Origin of the sequence: Sulfitobacter sediminilitoris, assembly GCF_010667575.1 — a bacterium.
Taxonomy (GTDB): Bacteria; Pseudomonadota; Alphaproteobacteria; order Rhodobacterales; family Rhodobacteraceae; genus Sulfitobacter; species Sulfitobacter sediminilitoris.
On record NZ_JAABNT010000018.1, the window covers coordinates 1 to 13,881 of the forward strand.

13 protein-coding genes and 1 pseudogene are annotated in these 13,881 nt (G+C 57.7%); 6 read left to right on the forward strand and 8 right to left on the reverse strand.

The window, feature by feature from the left end:
* Positions 1-169 (reverse strand): annotated as a pseudogene (locus GV827_RS23710) (IS256 family transposase); the annotation flags it as partial.
* Positions 170-477: 308 nt separating this feature from the next.
* Between GV827_RS23710 and GV827_RS19540 the strand changes: the two are divergent.
* Positions 478-1,506 (forward strand): glycoside hydrolase domain-containing protein, encoded by a 1,029-nt coding sequence (locus tag GV827_RS19540; RefSeq protein ID WP_164355502.1) that lies wholly within the window; start codon positions 478-480, stop codon positions 1,504-1,506.
* On the opposite strand, the gene GV827_RS19545 is transcribed toward GV827_RS19540, so the two are convergent.
* The 6 genes from GV827_RS19545 to GV827_RS19570 form a co-directional block, all read right to left on the reverse strand.
* Entirely contained in the window at positions 1,454-1,912 is a 459-nt protein-coding gene (locus GV827_RS19545; RefSeq protein WP_328823189.1) for a GNAT family N-acetyltransferase, read from the reverse strand. The two genes, GV827_RS19540 and GV827_RS19545, sit on opposite strands and share 53 nt — an antisense overlap.
* 61 nt (positions 1,913-1,973) lie before the next feature.
* The gene (locus tag GV827_RS19550; RefSeq protein WP_164355503.1) at positions 1,974-3,794 is read right to left on the reverse strand and encodes a M3 family oligoendopeptidase; all 1,821 of its coding nucleotides are present in this window, start codon (positions 3,792-3,794) and stop codon (positions 1,974-1,976) included.
* Positions 3,795-3,853: 59 nt separating this feature from the next.
* A complete protein-coding gene (locus GV827_RS19555) occupies positions 3,854-5,452 on the reverse strand; it encodes an ATP-dependent DNA ligase (protein ID WP_164355504.1) in 1,599 nt (532 codons plus the stop codon).
* Positions 5,449-6,462 carry a ligase-associated DNA damage response exonuclease gene (locus GV827_RS19560; protein ID WP_164355505.1) on the reverse strand — a complete coding sequence of 338 codons (1,014 nt, stop codon included), beginning with the start codon at positions 6,460-6,462 and terminating at the stop codon, positions 5,449-5,451. The genes GV827_RS19555 and GV827_RS19560 overlap by 4 nt, the downstream gene beginning before the upstream one ends.
* A gap of 39 nt (positions 6,463-6,501) precedes the next feature.
* Positions 6,502-7,449 (reverse strand): alpha/beta fold hydrolase, encoded by a 948-nt coding sequence (locus GV827_RS19565; RefSeq protein ID WP_164355506.1) that lies wholly within the window; start codon positions 7,447-7,449, stop codon positions 6,502-6,504.
* A complete protein-coding gene (locus GV827_RS19570) occupies positions 7,449-7,739 on the reverse strand; it encodes an SCP2 sterol-binding domain-containing protein (protein WP_164355507.1) in 291 nt (96 codons plus the stop codon). Before GV827_RS19570 ends, GV827_RS19565 begins: the two co-directional genes overlap by 1 nt.
* Positions 7,740-7,813: 74 nt before the next feature.
* Between GV827_RS19570 and GV827_RS19575 the strand changes: the two genes are divergently transcribed.
* The 5 genes from GV827_RS19575 (at position 7,814) to GV827_RS19595 (ending at position 12,959) form a co-directional block, all read left to right on the forward strand.
* Positions 7,814-8,371 (forward strand): tetratricopeptide repeat protein, encoded by a 558-nt coding sequence (locus tag GV827_RS19575; RefSeq protein ID WP_164355508.1) that lies wholly within the window; start codon positions 7,814-7,816, stop codon positions 8,369-8,371.
* 12 nt (positions 8,372-8,383) lie between these two features.
* Positions 8,384-11,359, forward strand: a complete 2,976-nt coding sequence (locus tag GV827_RS19580) for a helicase-related protein (protein WP_328823190.1) — start codon at positions 8,384-8,386, stop codon at positions 11,357-11,359.
* Entirely contained in the window at positions 11,360-11,746 is a 387-nt protein-coding gene (locus tag GV827_RS19585) for an RNA-binding S4 domain-containing protein (RefSeq protein ID WP_164355509.1), read from the forward strand.
* A 51-nt stretch (positions 11,747-11,797) separates the two neighbouring features.
* Positions 11,798-12,136, forward strand: coding sequence for a ferredoxin FdxA (gene fdxA / locus GV827_RS19590; protein WP_164355510.1), 339 nt, complete (start codon positions 11,798-11,800; stop codon positions 12,134-12,136).
* A gap of 310 nt (positions 12,137-12,446) precedes the next feature.
* A complete protein-coding gene (locus GV827_RS19595; RefSeq protein ID WP_164355511.1) occupies positions 12,447-12,959 on the forward strand; it encodes a CarD family transcriptional regulator in 513 nt (170 codons plus the stop codon).
* Between the two features lie 54 nt (positions 12,960-13,013).
* On the opposite strand, the gene cobS is transcribed toward GV827_RS19595, so the two are convergent.
* Positions 13,014-13,802 (reverse strand): adenosylcobinamide-GDP ribazoletransferase, encoded by a 789-nt coding sequence (gene cobS / locus GV827_RS19600; protein ID WP_164355512.1) that lies wholly within the window; start codon positions 13,800-13,802, stop codon positions 13,014-13,016.
* Positions 13,803-13,881 lie beyond the last annotated feature (79 nt).

The following is a 13,881-nucleotide window of genomic DNA, read 5'->3' on the forward strand; positions in this document are numbered from 1 at the left end:
CGCGGCCATCATCCGTTTTCTCAGATGCATAGGCCTCCAGCAGAACGGCAAGTTCGGCCTCAACCGCTTGCTCGATCAGTCGCTGCGCACCCGATCGCAGCAGGTCCGTCAGTGGATCAGGTGAAAACCCCTGTGGATCGGTCAGCTGGGTAATGGTATTTGTCGTCATGTGGCATATCCTTTTCTCAGACGAGAATTGCGGCGCGTGAACAACGCCATGATATGCCGCCCCTCAGGGGCCATCACCAACTTTTAGCTATATCTCCATCTTCAGCAGCAGGGGTACACTTACATCAAGCCTTAAGTCGCCAGCGACAAGGGTTACGCAGGGGGCGGCGGCGTGTCGTCCCCTTTTTTACGTGGATTCGGTAGCTAAGGCATGGCCTTTGTACCTGCGTGGCGGGAATCGGACGCTTGTTGTAAAGTGCGTAGCATTTGAGATGTTTGTAATCCGATGCCTTTTGAAAGCCGCCGCTGATGATCTACCGACTTGCCTTGCCAGCGGTCCTTCTGATCGCTCTGGCGATACCGCTGGGCGCAGGGCCTGCTTGCCAGGCGCAAAGCGGGATGACAGCGATAGATGCCTCCCACCCGCTGACTGAACTGACCCCGCGCAACGACAAATCGGGGTTGGCCGCGCTGCGTGATATGGGGATCCGTACTGTCATTCGCTACTACGACAATGTCGCGGAAACGTTGCCTTGCAAAACGCTCGTACCCGAAGAAACACGCGCATTGCTGGACGCGGGTTTTAGCCTGCTGGCCGTATTTCAGCACCACAATGATAACCCGATGACCTTTCTTGCACCCGGACGTGGCACGATGGATGCGCAGCGGGCGATTGAACTGGCGCTGGCCAATGGACAACCGTCCGGATCGGCGATCTATTTCGGGGTCGATGGCGTGGATGGCGCATTGGAATCAGCCAACTACGAATACGCCAAAAACAGCGGTGGACCGATCAGCAGCACGCGTGAGCAGACATTGCAGTCCAGCATGGGGGCGGGGGCCTATGCAAAACACAAGAGATTCTATGAAATCTACCGCGAAGAAGGTGCGTCCTTGTTCGGCGGCACGCTGGGCAAGCATCGTGCCCATGACATGCTGCCCCATATCGAAAGCTATTTCCGTGATTTGCAGACAGTGTTTTCCAATTTCGGACGGCAGACCGGCATCCAATATCGCTTGGGGGCCTATGGCGGCGGACTGGTCTGCGAGCATCTCATGGGCCTTGGACTGGCGGCACATTGCTGGCTGTCACAATCCAAAGGCCTGCCGGGGTATGATCGTTTCAACGGCTCTCAGGATTGGGTGATGCGGCAGGAACTGACGACCATCTGTCCGGGGTGGAAGTTGCGCACAGGTGGTGATTTTCATTTTGATTTCAATGTCGTAAATGAACGGACGCGCAACTTTGGACAATGTAACACCCAGATCGATTATGCGATTCCGTTCAGCAGGCCTCTGAAGAGGGATGGTGTTGGCTGCTACGCTTGGGAGGATTGAGTGACATGCGCATGACGTGCTGTGGTCCAGCGTTCCCAAGGGGCCATTTCTCACCAGTGTCGATGAATCCACCCTTGAGGTAGGCACGGATCGCACAGGGATTGATCTTGTTGACCGTCAGATAATGCGCGGTTGCCAATGGATAATGGCGGGCCAGATACGCTGGCAGAGCCTGTACCGCGCGGGCCGCGATACCTTGTCCTTGCCGATCAAGATCGACCATAAAGGCGCGAAGCCCAAGCGCGCCAAAAGGTACCAAGGGATACCGGTCGGAATAGGCGCGGTCGATCTTGAAAAACCCGACCGCCCCCCTGTCCAAAAAGATACCGTGAAAGCCCACTCCGTCCTCGGCCGCTTCAAAAGCTTCCGCGATAGTGCCGGAGAACTTAATTTGGTCCGGCGACACCTGAACATGCGCAACGCGGCTCAGATCAGAGGACCCAGCGGCGCGAGCACGAGTTGTGGCGTCACCCCTCCATTGCCTCCAGTTCGTCAATAAAGCCTGAAATCATCGACAGACCCTTATCCCAGAACGCCGGATCGCTCGCATCCAGACCGAACGGGGCCAGCAGCTCTTTGTGGTGCTTGGAGCCCCCCGCCTTGAGCATATCGAAATATTTATCCTCGAAACCGTCCTCGCCCTCTGCGTAAACGGCATAGAGAGCGTTAACGAGGCCGTCGCCGAAGGCATAGGCATAGACGTAAAAGGGCGAATGGACGAAGTGTGGGATGTAGGCCCAGAAGGTCTCATAACCGTCCATGAATTCGAACGCAGGCCCAAGGCTTTCGGCCTGAACAGACATCCATAGGTCGTTGATATCGTCTGGTGTCAACTCACCACCACGGCGGGCTGCGTGCAGCTTGCATTCGAAATCATAAAACGCGATCTGGCGCACGACAGTGTTGATCATGTCCTCCACCTTGCCTGCCAAAAGCACTTTGCGCTCTGTATCCGTCTTGGCGTTGTCCAGCATTTTCCGGAAGGTCAGCATCTCGCCAAAGACCGAAGCTGTTTCAGCCAGCGTGAGGGGTGTCGAAGACAACATCTCGCCCTGACCTGCGGCGAGGACCTGGTGCACGCCGTGACCCAGTTCATGCGCCAGCGTCATGACGTCACGCGGTTTGCCGAGGTAGTTCAGCATTACGTAGGGATGGACGTTTGTCACTGTCGGATGCGCGAACGCACCGGGGGCCTTGCCGGGCTTCACCGCGGCATCGATCCAACCCTTGTTAAAGAAAGGCTTGGCCAGTTCACCCATCCTTGGATCAAAGGCATTGTATGCATCCATGACCATCGTTTCCGCTGTCGGCCAGTCGACGATACGCGGATCTTCCATGGGAAGCGGCGCATTCCGGTCCCAGACCTGCATCTTGTCCAGACCCAGCCATTTGCGCTTCAGCTCGTAATACCGGTGGCTAAGCTTGGGATAGGCTTCGACCACCGCGTTGCGCAGGGCTTCGACAACTTCGGGTTCGACCTGATTGCTGAGGTGGCGACCGGTTTGCGGGGTCTCCATCCCGCGCCAGCGGTCGATCACTTCTTTTTCCTTGGCCTGTGTGTTGTGGACACGTGCAAAGGTTTTGACGTTGCTGCCAAAAACCGTAGCCAGTTCGCGCGCACCAGCCTCGCGCTTGGCGCGATCGGGGTCCGTCAGCAGGTTGAGCGTGCCCTCAATGCCAAGGACTTCGCCGTCCACTTCAAATTCCAACCCCGCAATCGTCTCATCGAACATACGCTCCCAAGCGTCGCCGACGACACCAAGGTCATGCAGAAACTTCTCAAGCTCATCAGACAGTTGATAAGGCTTCATCGCACGAATGCGGTCAAAGACGGGCTTGTAGCGGGCCAGATCGGGGTTCTGATCCAGCAGTTTGTCCAGATGATCATCAGGCAGCTTGTTGAGTTCCAGTGTGAAAAACACCAACGGTGTCGTAAAGTTGGTGATTTTTTCCTGACAGTCGGACATGAACTTGGCCCGGTCGGCATCCGTCGTCACCTGATAATACCGCAATCCTGCAAAGGACATGATGCGGCCTGCGACCTGATTGATCTTCTCGTTGCGCAGTACACAGTCCAGCAAGCCTGCTGCATCCAGATCAACCAATTTCCCTTCGTAATCTGTCGCAAAGCTCGCGCAGGCTTCTTCCAGCCAATCCAGATCACGTTTCAGCTCAGGCGCGTCTTCTGCAGTGTAAAGATCGTTCAAGTCCCATTCCGGCAAATCGCCAAGGTCTTTGCCGCCACCTTGGGCGTTGGCGTCATGGACGGGGAAAGGAAGATGGAACATGGGGTACCTCATTTGTTTCGTTCTACCTAAGCGCCAAGCGGGACAGGGACAAGCGGTGCTCAGCCGTAGACGCGCAGCATTTCGTTCAGATCGTCAAGTGTGTTGGCCTCTTGCAGGGGCTTGTCCTGTCGCCACCGCTTCATCCGGGGAAACCGGAGTGCGACGCCAGATTTGTGGCGGCTGCTGGCCTGGATGCCCTCAAAGGCGATTTCAAAAACGTGGTGCGGCGTAACTTGGCGGACCGGGCCAAACCGTTGCTGGGTGTTCTTCTTGACCCATGCTGTGATCTCACGGAATTCCTTGTCCGTGAGGCCCGAATAGGCCTTGGTGAAGGGCACCAGATCATTGCCATTCCAGACCGCAAAAGTGAAATCCGTAAACAGATTTGCACGCCGCCCAGATCCTGATTGGGCATAGATCATCACCGCGTCGATGGTCAGCGGATCAAGTTTCCACTTCCACCAATCACCTTTCTTGCGCCCAGATAGGTAAGGGCTGTCGGCACGTTTCAGCATCAAACCTTCGGCGTTCTCTTCTCTTGCTGTGCCGCGCAGGGTGGCCAGCGTATCCCATTCCTTGAACGTATGTTGCGGCGAAAGCCTGATCGGGGCATCGGCGGGCAAATCAGAACAGGCTTCCTCAAGCGTGGCGCGGCGGATGGCGAAAGGCGTGTCTCGCAAGTCTTCGCCTTGCCATTCAAGCAGATCATACGCGTGAAGCACCACAGGAGAGCTTGCGAGCAATTTCTTGGGAACTGTTTTGCGGCCGATGCGGGCCTGTAGGGCATTGAAAGAGCTTGGCTTGTCATTCTCTGGTTGCCAAACCAGCAGTTCTCCGTCCAGCACAGTACCGGGAGGAAGATGATCAATGGCGCGAGCAAGTTCAGGAAACCGGTCGGTCATCAGCTCTTCGCCGCGCGACCAGACAAAGTATTCACCGTCGCGCAGAATGAGTTGGCCTCGGATACCGTCCCATTTCCATTCAGCGCGCCACTCCTCCGGGTCACCAAGGCTGTTGGGCGTATCTTCAAGCGCATAGGCAAGGTAAAAAGGGTAGGGGCGCGAGGCATCGGCTGATGCGTCTTCAGCTTCGATCAACGTATGCCATGTGACGTCGTCCGGGTGCCAGTTTCCCATAAGACGGTGCGCCAGTTCCGCCTCTGGCTTACCCGTCGCCTGTGATAGGGCACGGGTCATCAGCTTTTGGCTGATGCCAACCCGAAAACCGCCGGTGATCAGCTTATTGAACAGAAACCGTTCAGCCCCGCCCAACCGTTGCCAGGCATCAAGTACAAAGGTCTTTCGTGCCGGTTCATCCACATGAGCCAAGCCACGCAAGTCATTGATCCAGTGAGAAAGTGGTCGATCTTCCACAGAGTTATTCGGAGGGAGAACAAGCGCGATTGTTTCTGCAAGATCACCGACGATTGCATAGCTGTCCTCGAACAGCCACAGCGGGATGTCAGCCACCTCAGCCGCCCATTCGCGCAGCCGCTTGGTCGTCACAGCCCGCTTGGGTCGCCGACCGGAAAAAAGCGCAACCGTCCAAAGTTTGTCTGTCTCCTCGGCTTCGGTGAAATACCTTGCTAGAGCGGCAACTTTGATAGTTGTCTTGGTGCTTTGGTCGATGGCGTTAAAGAGGGTTGCGAAACGCTTCATACCTCTTCCCCTTGATCAAGGCTTTCGCCCTCGAACTGGGTGGGGACCACTTGGGCTGCCCAACCATTGTCATTCAGATATCGCGTGAAGATATCCATGTACCCATGTGTGACGTATATGTTTTTTGCACCGGTTTCCTTGATCGCCCAAAGCAATCCGGACCAATCTGCGTGATCTGATATCACAAAGCCACGGTCGCCTGCGCGCCGTCTGCGCACACCGCGCAACGCCATCCAGCCGGAGGCGAAAGCGCTTTCCTGTGCGCCGAATTTTCGCGCCCATTTGCTCCCAAGAGCTGACGGCGGGGCCAGCACGAGCGCACCGGGATAGTCCTTTGGGTCAATATCGGCGGTTGCTTGGATCGTGTCAGGTAGCGTGATGCCCTGTTCCCGCATCACTGCGTTGGTGTTTTCGACCGCGCCGTGGGTCAGGATCGGCCCGATGGCCGGATCAAGCATCGACAGCAGCCGCTGAGCTTTGCCCAAGGCGTAAGCCCCTAGAAATGCTGTCTTTCCTACAGATGCACACTGCGCCCACCAAGCGTTGATTTCCGCTGCGACGTCGACTTGGGGCGTCCAGCGAAACACTGGAAGGCCGAATGTACTTTCGGTGATGAAATGGTGACATTTGACGGGTTCGAAGGGTTCAGAAACACCATCGTCGATGACTTTGTAATCCCCTGAGGCGACAAAAACCTCGCCCGCCACTTCGACCCTGATCTGAGCAGATCCCGGCACATGGCCCGCCGGATGGAAGGAAACCCGGGCATCGCCAATCTGACGAACTTGTCCATATGCGATGCTTTCGGCTGAGATATCCCCAAGCCGGTGCCGCATAACCGGCAAAGCAGCATCTGTGGCCAGATATGTCCCCATTCCCCAGCGCGCGTGGTCTGAATGCCCATGTGTGATCAGCGCACGCGACACCGGTCGCCAGGGATCGATGTAAAAATCGCCAGCGGGACAATAAATGCCCTTATCAGTAAAGGTAAGAACGGGGTCACGGCTCATGCGCTCAGACGTAAGGCGTCGTTGCGATTTGCAAAGGGCTCAGGTGGTGACGGTACCCAGAAACAGCTTTTCCAATCCGTCCATGATGGAAGATCGGATCGCCTCTCCCTCCATCAGAACTTCGTGTTCGCTGCCCTGCACGACCTCAAGACGTCCACCTTTCCAATTTTCCATGCGTTCATAGATTGGCGGAACGTGGACGATACGCTCTTGGCTGCCCAAGTAGGTAATAGCAGGCAAGCTGGGTGCCGCGCGGTTACTGAGATGTTTGGTTTCCGCGAAAGCCTCGCGCAACCAGACATAGCTTGGCCCACCAAGCGCAAGTTCGGGGTGGGCCGCGATCTGGTCACACATCACATCCCACATTTGCCGGTCCGTGGTCAGCATGTTGTCTTCAAACGGATCGCTCTGCACATAAGGATCCCTTTTGGTGCCGGGGGGCAGATTGTGACCCTTGCCAATCTGCGGCATGACCTTCGAGAGGGTGGAGGCTAGCAAACGCAGATGCGGTTTCACATAGATGCCCCACATCGGTCCGGTAAAGGCCGCCGCCTGCACACCTAACCCCTCCATAACGGCCCGCAGACCGATGCAACCGCCCATCGAATGGGCCAGCAAGAAGTAAGGGCGCGGCAGGCTCAGTTCACGTGCTGCACGCATCAGTGCCGCAACGTCTTTCTGGTAGTCCGAAAATGCCTCGACATGTCCTGTCAGCGGGTCGTCAAGCAAGCGGTCCGCCAATCCCTGCCCACGCCAATCAATTGAAATCGTGGCCAGTCCACGTGCGGCTAGCTCTGCCGCAGTGTGCCCGTACTTTTCGATGTATTCCGTGCGGCCGGGAAACAGCAGCACGGTTCCTTTGGCCCCGGTCAACGGCCAGTGGCCGACCCTGATCCTTTTGCCGTCAGACGTGACAGCCCAATGCGCCTCCCCGCCCGCAGGGCCGGGGTGCACATCGGTAAAAAGGGGGGCCGGGGTCAGATCCATCAGGACAGGACAGAGGCCAATTTCATTGCCATGCCCATGTCACCATCGACCTTGAGCTTGCCTGTCATGAACGCCGATGTCGGGTTGGTTTCACCTGAAAGGATCTCCTGAAACGTATCGGCATCCGCGCTCAGGGTCACATCCGCCTCGTCGTCCGACGCGCGCGCGCCGGAACCGTCGAAAATCACGGCACCTTCGCCTTCAATATCGAACTTGGCGGTACCGTCAAAATCGGCGCCGTTCATTTTTTCGTTCAGTGCTATCACCGCTTGGTTCACAATATCGCTCATCTCAGGCCCTTTTTGGCTAAATGGCTCCCGCATGTCTGGAATATTGGCGGCAGCCTGTTACATTCACATTTGTTATGCGCATCTTGACCGTCAACCTCAAACGTCACCTTACGGCACTTGCCCCGCTGGTGTTGCTATGCAGCACAGGTTTGGCGGATGCTGCGCCCCAGGAACTCTTGGATAGGTTGAAAACCGCGACCGAGGCCGAAGCACCGCGCATCGCTTCCGAAATTGAGCTGGAGTGGTCAAAATCCGGCTCCGCGGCCATGGATTTGCTGCTGCGTCGGGGGCGAGACGCGATGGAGGATGGCGATTTTGCTTTGGCGATCGAACATTTCACTGCATTGACGGACCACGCCCCGCAATTTGCCGAAGGATTCCATGCACGGGCCGAGGCATATTTTCGTGCCAGCCTATATGGCCCCGCATTGGATGATCTTGAAACGACACTGGCGCTGAACCCGGATCATTACGATGCGATCTTCGGGCTTGCAGTGATGCTTCAGGAATTTGGTGATCTGCGCAAGGCAGCGCAGCTTTATCGCAAAGTGCTGGCAATCCACCCCAACCACGAAAACGCGCGCGAGGCGCTGAGCCGCCTCAAGCGCGACGGCATCGGCCGGGAACTCTGATCGGGGACACAAGTGGCGAACGAAAGCCGGGTCGTGGCCATTCTTGGCCCGACCAACACAGGCAAAACCACCTACGCAATTGAGCGCATGCTGGGGCATCGCACCGGGGTCATTGGCTTGCCGCTGCGCTTGCTTGCCCGCGAGGTTTATGACCGGATTGTAGCGTTGCGGGGGCCATCTGTTGTGGCACTGGTGACGGGCGAGGAACGCATCGTGCCGCCGCGCACGCAGTATTGGGTTTGCACGGTCGAGGCGATGCCAGAGGGCATGGGCGCGGATTTTGTTGCGGTGGACGAGATACAACTTTGCGCCGATCCGGAACGAGGGCATGTGTTCACCGACCGTCTTTTGCGGGCACGGGGACTGCAAGAGACTAATTTCCTCGGTTCCGACACAATGCGCGGGACGATTGCGGCGCTGGTGCCGGGCGTCCAGTTCATCAAGCGCGAACGCATGTCAGAGCTGGTCTATTCGGGCCAGAAAAAGATCAGCCGGATGCGGCCGCGGTCCGCCATCGTCGGATTCTCGGTTGAGAATGTGTATGCGATTGCCGAACTGATACGCCGCCAGAAGGGCGGCGCGGCGGTTGTGATGGGCGCGCTTTCCCCTCGGACGCGCAACGCGCAGGTCGATATGTACCAGAATGGCGAGGTGGATTACCTCGTCGCGACCGACGCCATTGGTATGGGGCTCAACCTTGACGTGGACCACGTGGCCTTTTCTGCACTTAGCAAATTCGATGGCAGGCGCATGCGGCCCCTTGCACCGAACGAGCTTGCGCAGATTGCAGGCCGGGCAGGGCGGGGCTTCAGGAGCGGCACGTTCGGTGTGACAGGGGATGCCCCGGCATTGGATGACGGTGTGGCGCGGGCCATCATGGATCACAGCTTTACCCCACAGAACAAGATCAACTGGCGCAACCATGCGCTGCAATTCGGATCAATCGACCGGCTGATTTCCACGCTTGAGGCAAAGTCCAATAATGAACGTCTCGTCCGGGCGCGAGAGGCAGACGATCTCCGCGCGCTCAAGGCGCTGGGACAGGTGGATGAAATTTTTGCCCGCTCTACGGACGGGCCGTCGGTCAAGCTGCTCTGGGATGTCTGCCGCATTCCGGATTTTCGCGGCATCAGCCATGTCGAACACGCGTCGCTATTGGAAAGCATTTTTATCGACTTGCATCAGCGCGGCACCATCCCGGATGACTGGCTTGCGCGACAAATCAAGCGCATTGATCGAACCGATGGCGACATTGACGCGTTATCGAAACGATTGGCGTTTATCCGCACATGGACCTACGTCGCGCAGCGCAAAGGCTGGACAAAAGACGAAAGCCATTGGCGCGGGGCGACGCGTGTCGTAGAAGACCGATTGTCGGACGCATTGCACGAACGTCTGACCCAAAGATTTGTAGACCGGCGCACATCCGTGCTTTTGCGCCGGCTAGGACAAAAGGAGGCCATGGTGGCCGATGTAAACGAGACCGGTGCAGTCACCGTTGAGGGCGAATTCGTAGGAAAGCTGGACGGGTTCCGTTTCCGCGCTGACAAGGGCGCGGGCGGGGCAGAGGAAAAAACCATCAAGTCCGCCGCCTTGCAGGCCTTGGCACCACAATTCCATCTGCGGGCAGATCGTTTCTACAACGCGCCAGATACAGAGATTGATTTCACCGAACAGGGTGGCCTGATGTGGGGCTCTGCTGCGGTAGGCAAGCTGGTTGCAGGGTCTGACCCGCTCAAGCCGCAAGTGCAGGTGTTCGTGGACGATGTCGCCGGGCCAGAGGTTGCGCAAAAGGTCGAGCGGCGGTTGCAGCATTTCATTGACCGCAAGATCGCGGCGCTGTTCGAGCCTCTTATGGCGCTGTCCAAGGACGAAACCCTAACCGGCCTTGCACGTGGCTTTGCCTTTCAGCTGGTCGAAAACTTCGGCATCATCCCCCGCGCTCAGGTGACTGAGGACGTCAAGGCGCTTGATCAGGATGCGCGTGGCGCGCTGCGCAAGCATGGCATTCGATTTGGCCAGTTCACGATCTTCATGCCGCTGCTGCTTAAGCCCGCGCCAACGCGGCTGCGGCTGGTGTTGTGGTCGCTGTCCAAAGGCCTGTCCGAGTTTCCTGAATCGCCGCCACCCGGTCTGGTGACGATTCCGGTCGAAGCAGGTGCGCCTGATGGGGCTGACACGATGGCGGGTTACCGCAACGCAGGGACCCGAGCGATCCGCATCGATATGCTGGAGCGTCTTGCCGACATGCTTCGTGCAGAGGATTCGCGCGGCGGATTTGAGGCAAAGGCAGATATGCTGTCGATCACCGGCATGACACTTGAACAATTTGCGGACTTGATGACCGGATTGGGTTATCGGGCCGAAAAGGCGGAGCGCGTCAAGCAAAAGCCAGTGGATGTGGCGACCCCCAAAGATGGCACTGACAAAATGATGGATGCCAGTGCCGATAACACGGTACCGGAAAAGGTTCAGGGCGACACAGCCCCGGACGACGCCCCTGACAAACCTGTGATGGATGTCGCAGCAGAACAACCGGAGGGCGGAATCACCGAGCAGCCGACGCCGACCGAGGCAACCGAGGTGGTGCCGGAGGCTGTTGCGGAATTGCCGGACGAAGGCATCGCACCCGTCGCTGCAGAGCCAGCTGAGCTGGGAGCCGTTGAAACCGGCATCGGCGATACCCCGGCCGAGGAACTGACCCCCGGAACCGCGCCTGACACAGAGATGGCAGAGGCAGAGATGGAGGCGTTTTACACCTTCACCTGGGGCCGTGCAGCACGCGCCAACCAGAACCAGCGCCGCGGCGATGGCGGCGGCGCTCGTGGCAAAGGCAAGCCTCAAGGCAAGGGGCGCAAGGGCGCACCACGCGGCGAAAAGGGTGGAAAGGCGCAGAATTTCTCGGCGCGGCCGCCGAAAAAAGAAAAGCAGATTGATCCGGATAATCCTTTTGCTGCAGCCCTCATGGGGTTGAAGGACGGCAAATAAGTGACTGAAACGGCTGAAAAGCTGCGCGTGGACAAATGGTTGTGGCACGCGCGGTTTTTCAAAACGCGGTCCTTGGCTGCGAGCCGGGTAAAAACAGGTGCGGTGCGGATCAACGGCACAGTCACCCATAAACCTTCAAGCAATGTCAGCCCCGGCGACGTGCTGACCTTTGCGCAGGGCTATCATATTCGCGTGATCCAGATCGATGCTTTGGGCGAGCGGCGCGGCCCGGCACCCGAAGCACAGGCGCTATATACCGATTTGTCACCTCCAAAACCCAAATCAGAGAGCAAAGAGGCGTCAAATCCAAGGTTTGACGGGAAAGGACGCCCAACCAAGAAGGATCGTCGCACACTCGATCTTTCTAAGGTCCGCCACCTTGAATGATTGCGCCCCCCGGTTTAGCAAACGACACGCCAACCTGACAGAGATCGCTCCATGACATACATTGTGAATGACGCCTGCATCGCCTGCAAATACACCGACTGCGTCGAGGTATGTCCGGTGGACTGCTTTTACGAGGGCGAGAACATGCTGGTCATCCATCCCGATGAATGCATCGACTGTGGTGTGTGCGAGCCTGAGTGCCCTGCAGATGCCATTCGGCCGGACACGGAACCGGACATGGAGAAATGGGTGGAGTTTAACCGCAAGTACTCAGAGCTTTGGCCGGTGATCATCACCAAGAAAGACCCGCTGCCCGACGCGGAAGAGCGCGATGGGGAAGAAGGCAAGCTTGAGAAGTATTTCTCAGAAGCACCGGGCGAGGGCGGCTGATTCGCTGCCACAGCCGCATCGGCAGTTGACCAAAGCGTCATAAGCCATTGGGATTTCCGTGCCTTTTCATAGGCCAACTGGCATCGCCTTCCGAATGCCTCCTTTTTGTGCTATGATTTACTCAATGCCAAACGAACTAACGGTCAACAATACGCGTATGCCAGATCAACCAAGCTGCTACGGTTGACCCCAAAACCCGAAACAAAACGCACCCTGACGCGCGCGTATGCGCCGCCAGATTGCGTTTTTTGCGTGTCTCGGCACGCCTACGACCCAACTGCGGGGCAGCCCGCGCCATAGGAGCCAATACATGAGTAAGTCGAAAAAGCTTGATTTCCGCCCCAACGAATTCGTTGTCTACCCCGCGCACGGCGTGGGCCAGATCGTCTCGATCGAGGAGCAGGAAGTCGCCGGCATTTCGCTGGAGCTGTTCGTCATTGCCTTTGAAAAGGACAAGATGACCCTGCGAGTGCCAACGCACAAGGCAACAGAGATCGGGATGCGCGCACTCAGCTCTCCTGATGTGATCAGCCACGCGATGAAGACGCTCAAGGGTAAGGCCAAGGTCAAGCGCGCCATGTGGTCCCGCCGCGCTCAGGAATACGAGCAGAAGATCAACTCTGGCGACCTGATCGCGATTGCCGAAGTCGTGCGCGACCTGCACCGCACAGATGATCAGCGCGAGCAGAGTTATTCCGAGCGTCAGTTGTATGAAGCCGCGTTGGAGCGCCTGACCCGCGAAGTTGCTGCCGTCAGCGGCGGCGACGAACTGGCTGCAGCCAAGCAGGTCGGTGACGTGCTGGAAAGCCGCATCGCAGCCTAACCAAAGTTTCTTCGTAATGATTATGCGCCGCCTTTTTTGAAAGGCGGCGTTTTTTTATGGAAGGGCGCTCAAGCAAACCAGCAGCACTGTGATTTCAATCAGTTGTTGCGTTGCTCCCAGAACGTCACCGGTCTGTCCACCAATTTTCGCCTTGGCGATAAACGTCGTCAACACCATTGCAAATGCGACCGCGCTGATTGAGCCGAACAGGGGCGCGGGGATCAGCAGAGCCAGTGCTGCCGCGGCCAAGCCCCCCGCGCAAAGCGCTGCGTTGCGCGGAGGCTTTCCCGTTTGATGAGACAGGCCTGTTGCACGCGCATGGGGTAGGTACGCCATGACAAGCACCATGCCCGCACGCGAAATCACAGCGGCGCTGAGCAAGGCTGTCATCATCCCGCCGGTTGCGATCAAAGCGCTCAAGGCCCCCCAGCGCAGGCCAAATGATAGGACAAGAGCGATGACGCCGTAGGTTCCGATTTGACTGTCTTTCATGATTTCAAGGCGGCGCTCCTTGGTCCAGCCGCCCCAGAACCCGTCGGCGCAATCAGCAAGCCCGTCTTCGTGCATCGCACCTGTGCTGACGACACTCGCCAAAAGGGCAAAAAGCGCAGCAATGCCTGTCGGCAATCCAAATGAAAGTGCTGCGAAAGCTGCCAAAACAGACAGGGCACCTACCACGAGACCCACAAGCGGATAAGCCCATGCGGCATGGGCTGCGGGGCGTGGATCATTGGGCGCAAAGTCAGCGTATGGCAATGGCAATCGGGTGAGCAGGGCAAGGGCCACCAAAATGTCGCGGGGCTGAGGGCGAAAGGCAGGCGCGGGGATGTCGTTTCCGGTCATTTTTGTGCCTCTCGGCCTCTTCCTGTGCCGTGATGGGGCGGCTAGACAGGGCACAACCTAACCAGAACGCCGAGCATGT